This window comes from Achromobacter sp. Marseille-Q4954, assembly GCF_943737025.1.
In the GTDB taxonomy this organism is placed as follows: Bacteria; Pseudomonadota; Gammaproteobacteria; order Burkholderiales; family Burkholderiaceae_B; genus Achromobacter; species Achromobacter bronchisepticus_A.
Map to the genome: position 1 here is coordinate 3507067 of NZ_CALSFQ010000001.1, position 14581 is coordinate 3521647.

Genomic DNA, 14581 nt, shown 5'->3' on the forward strand with positions numbered 1-14581 from the left:
TCGGCCTGCATCAGCAGACGGACTGGCTCCGTTGCCTGATTTCCGCTTCGATCAATGTGGCTGCTTCATTCCGCACCTTGGCAACCGTGCGAGCCCGTGTCGTTGAATCGTGCTCACCATGTGCTTGTTTCACCAAGTTCGCGAGCGCGGTATGGTCCGAGTTCAAAGGATCAAACTGGGGCAAGCTGACATGCTTGAAGATGTCCCCCATGTTGGTGGCGACGTTATGGGCCTCGATCATTTCCTTGACGATCTCTGAATGCAGAAGCCCACATAGGAAGTAAGCGGGCTCTGGTTCTTTGAAGTCGGCAAAATAGAGTTTGTGGTCGGGGACGTACACGCGCGAGCCGTATCCCGGCACCGTGCCCGAAGCCACGACGGCGGCGGCAAAATCGCCCGTCATTTCGGCCCAGATCACCTTGTATGGGGCAAAGGTGTAGTCGCCGACGTTGTAGATCGAGAAGAAGGGCGCTCCTTTCATGCGGGTCTTGAAGGTCGAGCGCGACTCCAAGAAATCCTTGTAGGCTTTGAAAAACTTGAAGGTCTTGGGATTGGTGTTCGTGCTGTAGCTCGCTGCCGCCGTGTCGAGCGATGCGCGGTCGATGCCTTTGTTTGGAACGAAGGCGTACAGGTTATTTTCAGGCAGGAAGTAGCACGGGTGCAGGTCGCCTGCACCTTTGGCGAGCGGATACAGGCTCTTGGCTTCCACCCAGAAGTCGCGTGGCTTCCCGAGGTCAGTCTTACCCTCTTGTGGCCGGGTACGAACCTTGACGGTCTTGTCTGCTGCGTTCGAGTCGATCACATCGACGAAATAGACGCCGTTCAAATCGGTGGTGATGCCTTTGCGGCCATTGACCCACGTCGAAGCCCCGAAAAGTGGCTTGCACGCCGCAAAGTGGCCGGGCTTCATCACGGCCCACGGTGCGCCCTCCATCGTGTCCGATACCGGATTGGCCTCCATCTGGATCACGTCGACCAGCCCTAGCACGTCCGGTCGATGCAAGCGAGGGTCGATGGCCTTCAATCGCTGAGGCCGCCCCCCGCGCCCCTTCTTGGGGTTGCCAGCGTTGTCGCTCTTCGGTTTTCCGAGCCAAACGCGGTAGTCGAGCGGGTACGTGGTCACGCCCTGAATCTTCTTGGTGAACATCGCGACTGCCGTCTTGTTCGCTGCATCCGGGAAGGGTTTCAGTTCCTTCATATCATCGATCGACAGCGGCACAAGGCGATCCGTCGCGTTGATGCGGAAACGGCGGAAGCCCTGCGATGATGGCGACTGGAAGACGGTCTGAGTGATAACAAACACCAGCCTTCCCTCTTCGACCAGCCACTTGTCAGCAGTCGTGTAGGTGATAATGGCCGAGATGTCTAGCTCGTTGCCCCCATGGAATTTGGTGTCGGAGAAGATCGCGTACTTCTCGCACGTCGGCTTGGCGCGGTTGCGATAGGCCTCTGGTAGGTTCGACCAACGCACCCACGGCGGATTGCCCACGATGGCGTCGAACTGGCCCGCTGTGGCCGACCAGAAGAAATTGCGAACGATCCTGAACCAGATGCCGTTCCAGTTCTGCCGGTGCAACGCGAGTACTTGGTCGTAAGTTTCTTTGAGATAATCCTGCCACTCGTCGGCCTGCGCCTTTGTGAGCACACCGGATTTCATCATGGCCTTGGCTACGGCCGGGTATTCGGTGTCGTTCTCGACCTCTGTGCCCATGAGCTGGAACACCTGATCGAGCAAAGCACGATCACGCGCGAGCTCGGCGGGCAGCACAACTTGCAGGTTGGCTTGTTCGCTACCGATGCTGTACTCGATCACCTTCTGGTCGCCGTCAGGGTGTGGTGCAGGGGAATACACGGCATCCGCCAGCAACACCGGAATCTCAACGTCCTTGCCTTTGCACTGCTGCAACAGGTCAGCAATGGCGATCAGGAAATTGACGCGAGAAGACTGGACAGCCAGTGGGTTGAGGTCGAAGCCCCAGACCGTTGTCGTGAGCATGTCTACAGTGCGGCTCGCGTTCCAGCCGGCGGCAAGTGCTGCACGACGCTTCTGCTCGATGGCTTCAAGCAGAAACGATCCTGAACCGCAGGTCGGGTCTAGCAGGCGAGCGACAAGCCACTTGGCGTCGTTGTAGCCGAGCTTGGCCACGGAGTGCTCCACCAGCCAGTCCGGCGTATAGAACTCGCCAAGGCTCTTGCGCAGCTCTTCCGGCACGAGGTCTTGATAGAAGTCACGCAGCACATCTCGCGAACGGCCGGTCTTCTTGATCGTGTCGAAGCGGTAGACCGACAGTTGGGCCAACAGGGTGCGGATTGCCAGACACAGCGACGTGCGGATCGTCTTCTTGCTGGTCGCGTCCAGATACCAACTGAAGATCGCTTCTTCGACGAAACCGTGCAGACCTACTGCGTTAAAGAATCCACCGTTCTCCACGTCAGCGCGCAGCGCAGCAACCAACGCCTCGTCCTTGTCGATGGCCAGCAGTTCATGGATGAGCGAGGTGCTGGATGCCATACCATGCGCTGCCACGATCTCGGCCGCGATCAGCTTCATCAGCAGTGAGTGGAAGGTGTGAGTAACGAACAGCTTTGCAGGCAGGTCGATGTGCGCTGGGCCATTGAAGTCGAAACCCAGCGAGCCGTTGATCTTCTTGCGCTGCTGAATGCTGAGGTCGGCGGCCTGCCCGTACAAGGTCGCCCACTCCTCGAAAAGCATCTTGATCTTGCGGTTGCCGGGATGACCGAGAGCGTCGGCCAGTGCATTCGACAACTCCTGCATGAACTCTCGGCCGGTAGTGGACAGGTGGCCAAAGTCCTCGGCCAGATTCTCGGACGTGATGGCCCGCCGAAAGTTGGCCCGCAACGCATCGACGACCATCTGGAAGGTGATGGTCGAGAAGGGCATCAAGGGCTGGTGAATGATTTTGCCACCCTGCACCTGTGCGAAGCCAACATGGTCGCCGTCGATGGCAATGCCGATGTAGTCCTTCTCGTCGAGGCCTTGCTCAGCCGCTAGCCGCTGGATGTACTTGAGCAAGCGGCCCTCGGTGGCCTCCGTGAACTTGGGGCTCGTCTCGCTGCCCTTGAACAGTCCAGGCCCCTTGAATTCGATGACAACATTGTTGTAGCTGGAATCGCGCTTGGCTCGCTCCGCATCGAGATCAATCTGCAAGGCCTCTTCCAGCCCCTTCATCCATGCGTGGCGTACCTCTTCCTCGTTCGCCCATTGCTTCCGGCGTCGGTTGATAAGGTCATAGCCCTTCTTCGTATTGGTGTCCATTGCTGTCCTTCTGCTTGCTCAGTTTCTTCGCGCCGACGCGGCTTGCCTGACGGGGGCCACCTTGTAAATTGTCGTTCGCGAAACCTTGTATCTCTTCGCGATCGTGCTGACCGGAATGGTCGGGTCACGCATCAGCGCCTTGATTTCCCGCACCTGCTTTTCGTCGAGCTTCGGCTTGCGACCACCAGCCCGCCCACGGGCGCGTGCTGCGGTCAAGCCTGCATGCGTGCGCTCCCGGATCAGGTCGCGCTCCATCTCGGCAAACATGCCGAACATTGCGTACATGGCCTTGCCCAACGTCGAGTCATCGAACACTACGCGGGGCAGTAGCAGCTCTATAAAGACGCCTCGTGTGCGCAAGTCGTCAGCGATCCGCACCAAGTCGGCGAGGGACCGGCCCAAGCGATCCAGCTTCCAGATCACCAGCGTGTCACCACGCCGCAGGCGCCGAAGGCACTCGGTAAGCTGGGGCCGGTCGGTGCTCTTGCCGCTGGCGGTTTCTTCATAGATGTCATCGCACCCAGCCTGCTTGAGCGCATCCCGTTGCAGGTCAGGGTTCTGATCTCCAGTCGAAACTCGCGCGTAGCCGATGCGTTGATTCATTAACAGTTGCGAGACGTTGATAAATTGACGGCGATTTTGACAGAAAAGCGCCTATTCCGCCCGAATTTTCCGAGGCCCCGATGTCATTTTCAGAAGACGACTGCACGGAATATCAGGAGTCGGCTGCACTGGTGGATTGCAGCGCGGTGTACAGGGCCGTCTTGCTCACCTTGAGCCGTGTAGCGGCCTCTCGGACATTAAGCCCGTTGGCGATGTGCTCCCGCGCTCGCTGCAACTTGTCGGCGGTGACAACCGGCTTTCGCCCGCCCTTCCTCCCACGAGCGGCGGCGGCAGTCAACCCGGCCTTGGTGCGCTCGCGGATCAAGTCGCGCTCGAACTGGCCCAGCGCGCCGAACACGTGGAAGATGAGCCGCCCGCCTGGCGTGGTGGTGTCGATGGCTTCCGTCAGAGAACGGAAGCCGACGCCTCGCGCTTCCAGCGCGCCTATCGTTTCGATTAGGTGCGGCATAGAGCGCCCGAGCCGATCCAGCCGCCAGACGGCCAGCACGTCGCCGTCGCGCAGGTAGGCCAGCGCATCAGCCAAGCCGGGGCGGTCGGCCTTGGCCCCGGAAGCCGTGTCCTCGAAAACGCGCTCGCAGCCTGCCTTGCGTAGCGCATCCGTCTGCAAGGCGGTGTCCTGTTCCGCCGTCGATACCCGCGCATAGCCGATCAGTGCCATTTGCCGCCTCTCTTGTCCGTCATTCCGTCCGCCTATCTTAATGTCCGACAACCCGTTGTGCAATAACTTTGCTGGACAGTGTCCGGCATGGCCGACTAATGATCGTTTGACGGACATTGACGGTAAGGCATTTTTGCATTACTATGTGAAGCATCAACCTTGATTGCGAGGGCAAACCACCATGACCACATTGACCGTTACCGCACGGGGACAAGTGACGTTTCGGAAGGACGTACTGCAACACCTCGGCATCAGGCCAGGCGACAAGATCGAGCTGGACTTGTTGCCAGACGGTCGGGGCGTGCTCAAGGCGGCACGGCCCGCAGGGACGATAGCCAGCTTTGTCGGCCTGCTCGCGGGCAAGACGCAGAAGGTTGCCACCATCGAAGAAATCAACGAGGCGGCGGCGCAAGGCTGGGCAGGTAAGCAATGAAGGTCGCAGTCGATACCAACGTCCTTGTGCGTGCGGTTGTGCGTGACGATCCCGCACAAGCGGACGTTGCCGCCGCAGTCTTGACCGACGCCGAGTTGATCGCGGTCGCGCTGCCGTGCCTATGCGAATTTGTTTGGGTGCTGCTGCGTGTCTACGGCTTCCAGCAAGCCGACGCGGCCAGCGCGATCCGGGCACTACTGGCCGCCGCGAATGTGGAAGTGAACCGGCCTGCCGTGGAGGCTGGCTTGCTGGTGCTCGACGCGGGCGGAGACTTTGCCGATGGCGTCATTGCCTACGAAGGCAACTGGCTTGGCGGGGAAACCTTCGTTTCCTTCGATAAGAAGGCGGTGGCACTTCTCACGGCGCAAGGGCAATCAACGCGCCTTTTGTGACGGACATGAGCATGAACGAATTCCGCCGACTGGCCGCGAAGATCGACCAACACATGCAGCAGCTTGCCGCCCAGGGTGTCAGCGAGGCCCATGCCATCATCAATCGCATGATGGGGTACGGGCCTGACCTGCACAGGATTTGGGTCGGCACATCCGATCAGCAGCTCATGGCGCTGTCCCGCGAGTTCCCAGGGTTCTACCGCTACGCCCGCATCATGGAAGAGGCATCCGAAGCCGAGCGCCGCAAGGCTTCGCGGCCCTATGACGGCATGGCCGAGTTCTCCGAACAGCACAAGCAAATGGGCGCGCAACTGCTGACCACGGCGGCCACGCTTGAGCGTGGCTACCAGGCGTTTCGTGCGAGCGGCAGTCTCCAAGACTTCCGGCCTCAGCTCGACGAGCTGGGCCGCCTGCATCGGCAATGGCTGTCCGACCTGGAAGCCTTCAAAGACTCGCTGCGCACGCAGGGCGCAGAACCCAAGGTGCTGGAATACGTGAACGAGGCTTTCGGCCGCCTGGCCGAGCGCATCAAGCAGCTTGCCGGTTGATCGCCGGAATTTTCGGCGGTTCCGGCTTTGTCGCGCCGTGCACAAGAGTTCTGAGCAATTCCGATCTCTCGCGGCGCTTCGTGCATAGAACTTCTGACCGTTCCCGGTCAGAAGTTCTATGCACACACGGCGGCCAGCCCAGTGAACTGGGGGTCGTCTCAGAATTCGGAAAATAAAGCACGCTAAGGCGTAGTCACCCCGTGACTCCCCCGCGCCGATGCAGCGAGCTTCGTTCCGTCTTGCAGTGACGCAATCAGCGGGCAGGAAACGTTCCCTTTCCGCGCATGGCAGGCGCACACCAGTTCAGACAGCACGGCCTCCATGCGTGCCAAGTCGGCCATCTTCTCGCGCACATCCTTGAGCTTGTGCTCGGCCAGGCCGCTGGCTTCCTCGCAATGGGTGCCATCCTCCAGCCGCAGTAGCTCGGCGATTTCGTCCAGGCTAAAGCCCAGCCGCTGGGCCGATTTCACGAACCGCACTCGTGTTACATCCGCCTCGCCATAGCGGCGAATGCTGCCATAGGGCTTGTCTGGCTCCGGCAGCAGGCCCTTGCGCTGGTAGAACCGGATGGTCTCCACATTGACCCCGGCCGCCTTGGCAAAAACGCCAATGGTCAGATTCTCAAAATTAATTTGCATATCGCTTGACTCCGTACATAACTACGGAAGTAAGCTTAAGCTATCCAAACCAAATTTGAAAGGACAAGCGTATGTCTGAACCACAAAAGTCTGAACCACAAAAGTCTGAACCACAAAAGTCTGAACCACAAAACGGGCGCGGCGCGCTCTTCGCCGGTGGGCTGGCCGCCATTCTTGCGTCGGCCTGCTGCCTGGGGCCGCTGGTTTTGATCGCCTTGGGGTTCAGCGGGGCATGGATCGGCAACCTGACGGTGCTGGAACCCTATCGCCCGATCTTCATCGGCGCAGCGCTGGTCGCGCTGTTTTTCGCCTGGCGGCGCATCTACCGCCCGGCGCAAGCCTGCAAACCGGGTGAGGTCTGCGCGATTCCCCAAGTGCGAGCTACTTACAAGCTCATTTTCTGGATCGTGGCCGCGCTGGTCCTGGTCTCGCTCGGATTTCCCTACGTCATGCCATTTTTCTATTAATCACAGGAGTTCATCATGAAAAAACTGTTTGCCGCCCTCGCCCTCGCTGCCGTTGTTGCCCCCGTGTGGGCCGCCACCCAGACCGTCACGCTGTCCGTGCCTGGCATGACCTGCGCCTCTTGCCCGATCACTGTCAAGCACGCGCTTTCCAAGGTTGAGGGCGTGAGCAAGACCGACGTAAGTTTCGACAAGCGCCAGGCCGTCGTCACCTTCGACGATGCCAAGACCAACGTCCAGAAGTTGACCAAGGCGACCGAGGACGCGGGCTATCCGTCCAGCCTCAAACGCTGATCCGTTAACCGAACTCGGGAGCGACACATGGGACTCATCACGCGCATCGCTGGCAAAACCGGCGCGCTCGGCAGCGTCGTTTCCGCGATGGGCTGCGCCGCCTGTTTTCCTGCCATCGCCAGCTTTGGCGCGGCCATCGGACTGGGCTTCTTGAGCCAGTACGAGGGGCTATTCATTGGCATCCTGCTGCCGATGTTCGCCGGCATCGCGTTACTCGCCAATGCTATCGCTTGGCTCAATCATCGACAGTGGCGACGCACGGCGCTCGGCACGATAGGCCCGATCTTGGTGCTGGCAGCGGTGTTTTTAATGCGGGCTTACGGCTGGCAGAGCGGTGGACTGCTCTATGTCGGCCTGGCCTTGATGGTTGGGGTGTCGGTCTGGGATTTCATCTCGCCAGCACATCGCCGCTGCGGGCCGGACAGCTGTGAATTGCCAGAACAACGTGGCTGACGGCAACAGCCGTAGCCACCACAGAAAAGGAAAAATACATGACCACCCTGAAAATCACCGGGATGACCTGCGACTCGTGCGCGGCTCACGTCAAGGAAGCCTTGGAGAAAGTGCCCGGCGTGCAATCGGCGCTGGTGTCCTATCCGAAGGGCACAGCGCAACTCGCCATTGAGGCGGGCACGTCATCGGATGCGCTGACTACCGCCGTGGCCGGACTGGGCTACGAGGCAACGCTTGCCGATGCGCCACCGACGGACAACCGCGCCGGCCTGCTCGACAAGATGCGCGGCTGGATAGGGGCCGCTGATAAGCCCAGTGGCAACGAACGCCCGTTGCAGGTCGTCGTCATTGGTAGCGGTGGAGCCGCGATGGCGGCAGCACTGAAGGCCGTCGAGCAAGGCGCGCAGGTCACGCTGATTGAGCGCGGCACCATCGGCGGCACCTGCGTCAACGTCGGTTGTGTGCCGTCCAAGATCATGATCCGCGCCGCCCACATCGCCCATCTGCGCCGGGAAAGCCCATTCGACGGCGGCATGCCACCCACACCGCCGACGATCTTGCGCGAGCGGCTGCTGGCCCAGCAGCAGGCCCGTGTCGAAGAACTCCGTCATGCCAAGTACGAAGGCATCCTGGACGGCAATTCAGCCATCACCGTTCTGCACGGTGAAGCGCGTTTCAAGGACGACCAGAGCCTTATCGTTAGTTTGAACGAGGGTGGCGAGCGCGTCGTGATGTTCGACCGCTGCCTGGTCGCCACGGGTGCCAGCCCGGCGGTCCCGCCGATTCCGGGCTTGAAAGAGTCACCCTACTGGACTTCCACCGAGGCCCTGGCGAGCGACACCATTCCCGAACGCCTTGCCGTAATCGGCTCGTCGGTGGTGGCGCTGGAGCTGGCGCAAGCCTTTGCCCGGCTGGGCAGCAAGGTCACGGCCCTGGCGCGCAATACCTTGTTCTTCCGTGAAGACCCGGCCATCGGCGAGGCGGTGACAGCCGCTTTCCGTGCCGAGGGCATCGAGGTGCTGGAGCACACGCAAGCCAGCCAGGTCGCCCATATGGACGGTGAATTCGTGCTGACCACCACGCACGGTGAATTGCGCGCCGACAAGCTGCTGGTCGCCACCGGCCGGACACCGAACACGCGCAGCCTGGCATTGGAAGCGGCGGGGGTAGCCGTCAATGCGCAGGGGGCCATCGTCATCGACAAGGGCATGCGCACCAGTAGCCCGAACATCTACGCGGCCGGCGACTGCACCGACCAGCCGCAGTTCGTCTATGTGGCGGCAGCGGCCGGCACTCGTGCGGCGATCAACATGACTGGCGGCGATGCGGCCCTGGACCTGACCGCAATGCCGGCCGTGGTGTTCACCGACCCGCAGGTCGCCACCGTGGGCTACAGCGAGGCGGAAGCACATCACGACGGGATCGAGACCGACAGTCGCCTGCTAACACTGGATAACGTGCCGCGTGCGCTTGCCAACTTCGACACACGCGGCTTCATCAAGCTGGTCATCGAGGAAGGTAGCGGACGGCTCATCGGCGTGCAAGCGGTGGCCCCGGAAGCGGGTGAACTGATCCAGACGGCGGTGCTCGCCATTCGCAACCGTATGACCGTGCAGGAACTGGCCGACCAATTGTTCCCCTACCTGACCATGGTCGAAGGGCTGAAGCTCGCGGCGCAGACCTTCAGCAAGGACGTGAAGCAGCTTTCGTGCTGCGCCGGATGAGGAAAAGGAGGTGTTCAATGAGCGCCTACACAGTGTCCCGGCTGGCCCTTGATGCCGGGGTGAGCGTGCATATCGTGCGCGACTACCTGCTGCGCGGATTGCTACGGCCGGTCGCGTACACCACGGGCGGCTACGGCTTGTTCGATGACACCGCGTTGCAACGGCTGCGCTTTGTACGGGCTGCCTTCGAAGCGGGTATCGGCCTGGACGCACTGGCGCGGCTGTGCCGGGCGCTGGATGCTGCGGACGGTGACGGTGCGTCTGCGCAGCTTGCCGTGTTGCGGCAACTCGTCGAGCGTCGGCGCGAGGCCCTGGCCAGCCTCGAAATGCAACTGGCCGCCATGCCAACCGAACCGGCACAGCACGCGGAGAGTCTGCCATGAACAGCCCAGAGCACTTGCCGTCTGAGACGCACAAACCGATCACCGGCTACTTGTGGGGCGCGCTGGCCGTGCTCACCTGTCCCTGCCATTTGCCGATTCTCGCCATTGTGCTAGCCGGCACGACGGCCGGCGCGTTCATCGGGGAGCACTGGGGTATTGCAGCCCTCACGCTGACCGGCTTGTTTGTCCTGTCTGTGACGCGGCTGCTGCGGGCCTTCAAGGGAAGATCATGACCGCTTCCCAGCCAGCCGAGAGTGGGCAGCTTTGAGCTTCGCTACCAATCTGGAGGAGTACCACCATGAACGCAAACGCCCCGAACACTGCCAGTTGCACCACCTGCTGCGTATGCTGCAAAGAAATTCCGCTCGATGCCGCCTTCACCCCGGAAGGCGCGGAATACGTCGAACATTTCTGCGGGCTGGATTGCTATGAACGCTTCCAGGCACGCGCCAAGGCCGCGACAGAATCTGACATTGCGCCTGTCCCTGGCGGTTCGCAGCCGTCAGATTGAGGCATACCCTAACTTGATGTCAGGCAGGGCCGCGCCGCTTCGTCAGAATAGAGTCTGCTTTCCCATTTTTTGACACATGCCCGCGAAGGTTATAGATTTCAGCCTGACAGAAATGGGCTTTGAGGCACAACGGAACAGAAAGTGCACTTAAGCCGCCTTCAACCAAGGAGACATCGTGCAGGGGCACCGCATCGGCTACGTCCGGGTCAGCAGCTTTGACCAGAACCCGGAACGCCAGCTGGAACAAACCCAGGTGAGCAAGGTGTTCACCGACAAGGCATCGGGCAAGGACACCCAGCGCCCCCAGCTCGAAGCGCTGCTGAGCTTCGTCCGCGAAGGCGATACAGTGGTGGTGCACAGCATGGATCGGCTGGCCCGCAACCTCGATGACCTGCGTCGCTTGGTACAGAAGCTGACTCAGCGCGGCGTGCGCATCGAGTTCCTGAAGGAGGGCCTGGTGTTCACTGGCGAGGACTCGCCGATGGCCAACCTGATGCTGTCGGTGATGGGGGCCTTCGCTGAGTTCGAGCGCGCCCTGATCCGCGAGCGGCAGCGTGAGGGCATCGCCTTGGCCAAGCAGCGTGGCGCGTACCGGGGCCGCAAGAAAGCCCTGTCCGATGAGCAGGCTGCTACCCTGCGGCAGCGAGCGACGGCCGGCGAGCCCAAGGCGCAGCTTGCCCGCGAGTTCAACATCAGCCGGGAAACCCTCTACCAGTACCTCCGCACGGACGACTGACACATGCCGCGTCGCTTGATCCTCTCGGCCACGGAGCGGGACACCCTGCTTGCGCTGCCGGAAAGCCAGGATGACCTGATCCGCTACTACACCTTCAACGACTCCGACCTGTCGCTGATCCGCCAGCGACGCGGCGACGCCAACCGCCTCGGCTTCGCCGTGCAGCTCTGCCTGCTGCGCTACCCCGGTTACGCGCTGGGAACCGACAGCGAGCTGCCCGAGCCGGTCATCCTGTGGGTGGCGAAGCAAGTCCAGGCCGAGCCGGCGAGCTGGGCAAAGTACGGCGAGCGCGACGTGACCCGTCGCGAGCATGCCCAGGAACTGCGCACCTACCTGCAACTGGCCCCGTTCGGCCTGTCCGACTTCCGCGCCCTGGTGCGCGAGCTAACCGAGCTGGCCCAGCAGACCGACAAAGGCTTGCTGCTGGCCGGTCAGGCCCTGGAGAGCCTACGGCAGAAACGACGCATCCTGCCGGCGCTGAGCGTGATTGACCGGGCCTGCTCGGAAGCCATTGCGCGAGCCAATCGGCGGGTCTACCGCGCCCTGGTCGAACCACTCACGGACTCGCATCGGGCCAAGCTGGACGAGCTGTTGAAGCTCAAGGCCGGCAGCAGCATCACCTGGTTGACCTGGCTGCGCCAGGCACCGCTGAAACCCAACTCTCGGCACATGCTGGAACACATCGAGCGGCTGAAGACATTTCAGTTGGTGGACTTGCCCGAAGGCCTGGGCCGGCACATCCACCAGAACCGCCTGCTCAAGCTGGCCCGCGAGGGTGGGCAGATGACGCCCAAAGACCTCGGTAAGTTCGAGCCGCAGCGCCGCTACGCGACCCTGGCCGCCGTGGTGCTGGAGAGCACCGCGACCGTGATCGATGAGCTGGTCGATCTGCATGACCGCATCCTGGTCAAGCTGTTCAGCGGCGCGAAGCACAAGCATCAGCAGCAGTTCCAGAAGCAGGGCAAGGCGATCAACGACAAGGTGCGCCTGTACTCCAGGATCGGCCAGGCGCTGCTGGAAGCGAAGGAAAGCGGCAGCGACCCCTATGCCGCCATCGAGGCGGTGATTCCCTGGGACGAGTTCACCGAGAGCGTCAGCGAGGCCGAGCTGCTGGCCCGGCCGGAAGGCTTCGACCACCTGCACCTGGTCGGCGAGAACTTCGCCACCCTGCGCCGTTACACGCCGGCCTTGCTGGAGGTGCTGGAACTGCGCGCCGCGCCGGCCGCGCAAGGCGTGCTGGCAGCCGTGCAGACCCTGCGTGAGATGAACGCCGACAACCTGCGCAAGGTGCCGGCCGATGCACCCACGGCCTTCATCAAGCCGCGCTGGAAGCCGCTGGTGATCACCCCGGAAGGCCTCGACCGGAAATTCTACGAAATCTGCGCCCTGTCCGAGCTGAAGAACGCCCTGCGCTCCGGCGACATCTGGGTCAAGGGCTCGCGGCAGTTCCGCGACTTCGACGACTACCTGCTGCCGGCCGAGAAGTTCGCCGCACTCAAGCGCGAGCAGGCCCTGCCCCTGGCGATCAACCCGAACAGCGACCAGTACCTGGAAGAGCGTTTGCAGCTGCTGGACGAGCAGTTGGCCACCGTCACCCGCCTGGCCAAGGACAACGAGCTGCCCGATGCCATCCTCACCGAGTCAGGGCTGAAAATCACCCCGCTGGATGCGGCGGTGCCGGATCGGGCGCAGGCGCTGATCGACCAAACCAGCCAGTTACTGCCGCGCATCAAGATCACCGAACTGCTGATGGACGTGGACGACTGGACGGGCTTCAGCCGCCACTTCACCCACTTGAAGGACGGGGCCGAGGCCAAAGACAGGACGTTGCTGCTGTCCGCAATCCTCGGTGATGCGATCAACCTCGGGCTGACCAAGATGGCCGAGTCGAGCCCCGGCCTGACCTACGCCAAGCTGTCCTGGCTGCAAGCCTGGCACATCCGCGACGAAACCTATTCGGCGGCCTTGGCCGAGCTGGTCAACCACCAGTATCGCCACGCCTTTGCCGCCCACTGGGGCGACGGCACGACCTCATCCTCCGATGGCCAGCGCTTCCGCGCGGGTGGCCGGGGCGAGAGCACCGGGCACGTCAACCCGAAGTACGGTAGCGAGCCGGGACGGCTGTTCTATACCCATATCTCCGACCAGTACGCGCCGTTCAGCACCCGCGTGGTGAATGTCGGCGTCCGCGATTCCACCTATGTGCTCGACGGCCTGCTGTACCACGAGTCCGACCTGCGGATCGAGGAGCACTACACCGACACGGCCGGCTTCACCGATCACGTCTTTGCCCTGATGCACCTGCTAGGCTTCCGCTTCGCGCCGCGCATCCGCGACCTCGGCGAAACCAAGCTGTACGTGCCGCAGGGCGTGCAAGCCTACCCGACGTTGCGCCCGCTGATCGGCGGCACCCTGAACATCAAGCACGTGCGTGCCCACTGGGACGACATCCTGCGCCTGGCCAGCTCGATCAAGCAGGGCACCGTCACCGCCTCGCTGATGCTGCGCAAGCTCGGCAGCTACCCGCGCCAGAACGGACTGGCCGTGGCCCTGCGCGAGCTGGGCCGGATCGAGCGCACGCTGTTCATCCTGGACTGGCTGCAAAGTGTTGAACTGCGCCGCCGCGTGCATGCCGGCCTGAACAAAGGTGAGGCGCGCAACTCGCTGGCCAGGGCGGTGTTCTTCAACCGCCTTGGGGAAATCAGGGATCGGAGCTTCGAGCAGCAGCGCTACCGGGCCAGCGGCCTCAACCTGGTGACGGCGGCTATCGTGCTGTGGAACACGGTGTACCTGGAACGCGCCACCCAGGGGTTGGTCGAGGCCGGCAAGCCGGTGGACGGCGAGCTGCTGCAATTCCTGTCGCCGCTGGGCTGGGAGCACATCAACCTAACCGGCGATTACGTCTGGCGGCAGAGCCGCAGACTGGAAGACGGGAAGTTTCGGCCCTTACGGATGCCCGGAAAACCTTAGCGTACGATTTTTTCCGAATTCTGCGGGCTCCCCTCCTTGATCGTCTGGTGGCGCGCGATATCGCCGATCGATCGAATGGTGGTGTTGCCCGTCTTTCGGGCGCGCTCGGCGATCGCATCGGTGACGGCGAGGATCTCTGCGGCCTGCTCATCAAGAAGCAGGTGATAGTCCCTGAAGTAGGGTCCGGAGACGTGCCAGTGGAAATTTTTTGTCTTCAGGTAAATCGCGTAGCTGTTCGCCAGAATGATCTTCAGAGCGTCGGCGACAGTCATCGCCGCGCATTCGTCAAGATCAGAAGGTGTCGGAAGGGCGGAGGCATTGTTGTTCGTCATCGCTTAGACTTTCTCAATCTGGCTACACGGGATCCAGCACCGATTCCCCCACGGATGGCGATGTATAGAAGATGAATTCATTGCCAGACGAAGTCCAATGGCCGGTGGCTATAGTTTTGATACCTTTGAGCGACATGCGCAGTC

At 61.9% G+C, this 14581-nt stretch carries 17 protein-coding genes; 12 read left to right on the top strand and 5 right to left on the bottom strand.

Annotated elements, in window-relative coordinates; genetic code table 11:
- Nucleotides 1-10: 10 nt before the first annotated feature.
- From NGK62_RS16345 to NGK62_RS16355, 3 genes are all read right to left on the bottom strand, one after another.
- Nucleotides 11-3277, bottom strand: coding sequence for an Eco57I restriction-modification methylase domain-containing protein (locus tag NGK62_RS16345; protein ID WP_096247778.1), 3267 nt, complete (start codon nt 3275-3277; stop codon nt 11-13).
- 18 nt (nt 3278-3295) lie between these two features.
- Nucleotides 3296-3880 (bottom strand): recombinase family protein, encoded by a 585-nt coding sequence (locus NGK62_RS16350; RefSeq protein ID WP_033943682.1) that lies wholly within the window; start codon nt 3878-3880, stop codon nt 3296-3298.
- A 112-nt stretch (nt 3881-3992) separates the two neighbouring features.
- Complete coding sequence (locus tag NGK62_RS16355; protein WP_003159185.1) at nt 3993-4559, bottom strand: recombinase family protein; 567 nt, start codon at nt 4557-4559, stop codon at nt 3993-3995.
- A 181-nt stretch (nt 4560-4740) separates the two neighbouring features.
- Here NGK62_RS16355 and NGK62_RS16360 point away from each other — a divergent pair, with 181 nt between their 5' ends.
- Genes NGK62_RS16360 through NGK62_RS16370 form a run of 3 tightly spaced genes read left to right on the top strand, consistent with a single transcriptional unit; the run spans nt 4741 to nt 5932 of the window.
- Nucleotides 4741-4992 (top strand): AbrB/MazE/SpoVT family DNA-binding domain-containing protein, encoded by a 252-nt coding sequence (locus NGK62_RS16360; RefSeq protein WP_003108276.1) that lies wholly within the window; start codon nt 4741-4743, stop codon nt 4990-4992.
- Nucleotides 4989-5384, top strand: a complete 396-nt coding sequence (locus tag NGK62_RS16365; RefSeq protein ID WP_003159186.1) for a type II toxin-antitoxin system VapC family toxin — start codon at nt 4989-4991, stop codon at nt 5382-5384. The genes NGK62_RS16360 and NGK62_RS16365 overlap by 4 nt, the downstream gene beginning before the upstream one ends.
- Nucleotides 5385-5395: 11 nt before the next feature.
- A complete protein-coding gene (locus NGK62_RS16370; protein WP_003159187.1) occupies nt 5396-5932 on the top strand; it encodes a hypothetical protein in 537 nt (178 codons plus the stop codon).
- Between the two features lie 182 nt (nt 5933-6114).
- Here the strand turns inward: NGK62_RS16370 and merR are convergent, their stop codons facing one another.
- Nucleotides 6115-6570 carry a mercury resistance transcriptional regulator MerR gene (gene merR, locus NGK62_RS16375; protein WP_001166628.1) on the bottom strand — a complete coding sequence of 152 codons (456 nt, stop codon included), beginning with the start codon at nt 6568-6570 and terminating at the stop codon, nt 6115-6117.
- 71 nt (nt 6571-6641) lie between these two features.
- Between merR and merT the strand changes: the two genes are divergently transcribed.
- The 9 genes from merT to NGK62_RS16420 all read left to right on the top strand — a co-directional run bounded on the left by merT (nt 6642) and on the right by NGK62_RS16420 (nt 14105).
- Nucleotides 6642-7037 carry a mercuric ion transporter MerT gene (gene merT / locus NGK62_RS16380; protein WP_001294653.1) on the top strand — a complete coding sequence of 132 codons (396 nt, stop codon included), beginning with the start codon at nt 6642-6644 and terminating at the stop codon, nt 7035-7037.
- A 15-nt stretch (nt 7038-7052) separates the two neighbouring features.
- Nucleotides 7053-7328: a mercury resistance system periplasmic binding protein MerP gene (gene merP / locus NGK62_RS16385; protein ID WP_000732275.1), complete on the top strand. Its 276-nt coding sequence runs from the start codon at nt 7053-7055 to the stop codon at nt 7326-7328.
- A 27-nt stretch (nt 7329-7355) separates the two neighbouring features.
- Nucleotides 7356-7781 (top strand): organomercurial transporter MerC, encoded by a 426-nt coding sequence (gene merC, locus NGK62_RS16390; RefSeq protein WP_000522996.1) that lies wholly within the window; start codon nt 7356-7358, stop codon nt 7779-7781.
- A 38-nt stretch (nt 7782-7819) separates the two neighbouring features.
- Nucleotides 7820-9505 (top strand): mercury(II) reductase, encoded by a 1686-nt coding sequence (merA, locus tag NGK62_RS16395; protein ID WP_000209296.1) that lies wholly within the window; start codon nt 7820-7822, stop codon nt 9503-9505.
- 17 nt (nt 9506-9522) lie between these two features.
- On the top strand, nt 9523-9888 hold the full coding sequence (gene merD, locus NGK62_RS16400; protein ID WP_001277466.1) for a mercury resistance co-regulator MerD: 366 nt from the start codon (nt 9523-9525) through the stop codon (nt 9886-9888).
- A complete protein-coding gene (merE, locus tag NGK62_RS16405) occupies nt 9885-10121 on the top strand; it encodes a broad-spectrum mercury transporter MerE (RefSeq protein ID WP_001087807.1) in 237 nt (78 codons plus the stop codon). Before merD ends, merE begins: the two co-directional genes overlap by 4 nt.
- A 65-nt stretch (nt 10122-10186) precedes the next feature.
- Complete coding sequence (locus NGK62_RS16410; protein WP_000993245.1) at nt 10187-10399, top strand: DUF3330 domain-containing protein; 213 nt, start codon at nt 10187-10189, stop codon at nt 10397-10399.
- A gap of 175 nt (nt 10400-10574) precedes the next feature.
- The gene (locus NGK62_RS16415) at nt 10575-11135 is read left to right on the top strand and encodes a recombinase family protein (RefSeq protein ID WP_001161490.1); all 561 of its coding nucleotides are present in this window, start codon (nt 10575-10577) and stop codon (nt 11133-11135) included.
- A gap of 3 nt (nt 11136-11138) precedes the next feature.
- The gene (locus tag NGK62_RS16420; protein ID WP_001138014.1) at nt 11139-14105 is read left to right on the top strand and encodes a Tn3-like element TnAs1 family transposase; all 2967 of its coding nucleotides are present in this window, start codon (nt 11139-11141) and stop codon (nt 14103-14105) included.
- Here the strand turns inward: NGK62_RS16420 and NGK62_RS16425 are convergent.
- On the bottom strand, nt 14102-14437 hold the full coding sequence (locus NGK62_RS16425; RefSeq protein WP_233101280.1) for a Dps family protein: 336 nt from the start codon (nt 14435-14437) through the stop codon (nt 14102-14104). The two genes, NGK62_RS16420 and NGK62_RS16425, sit on opposite strands and share 4 nt — an antisense overlap.
- Between the last annotated feature and the right edge of the window lie 144 nt (nt 14438-14581).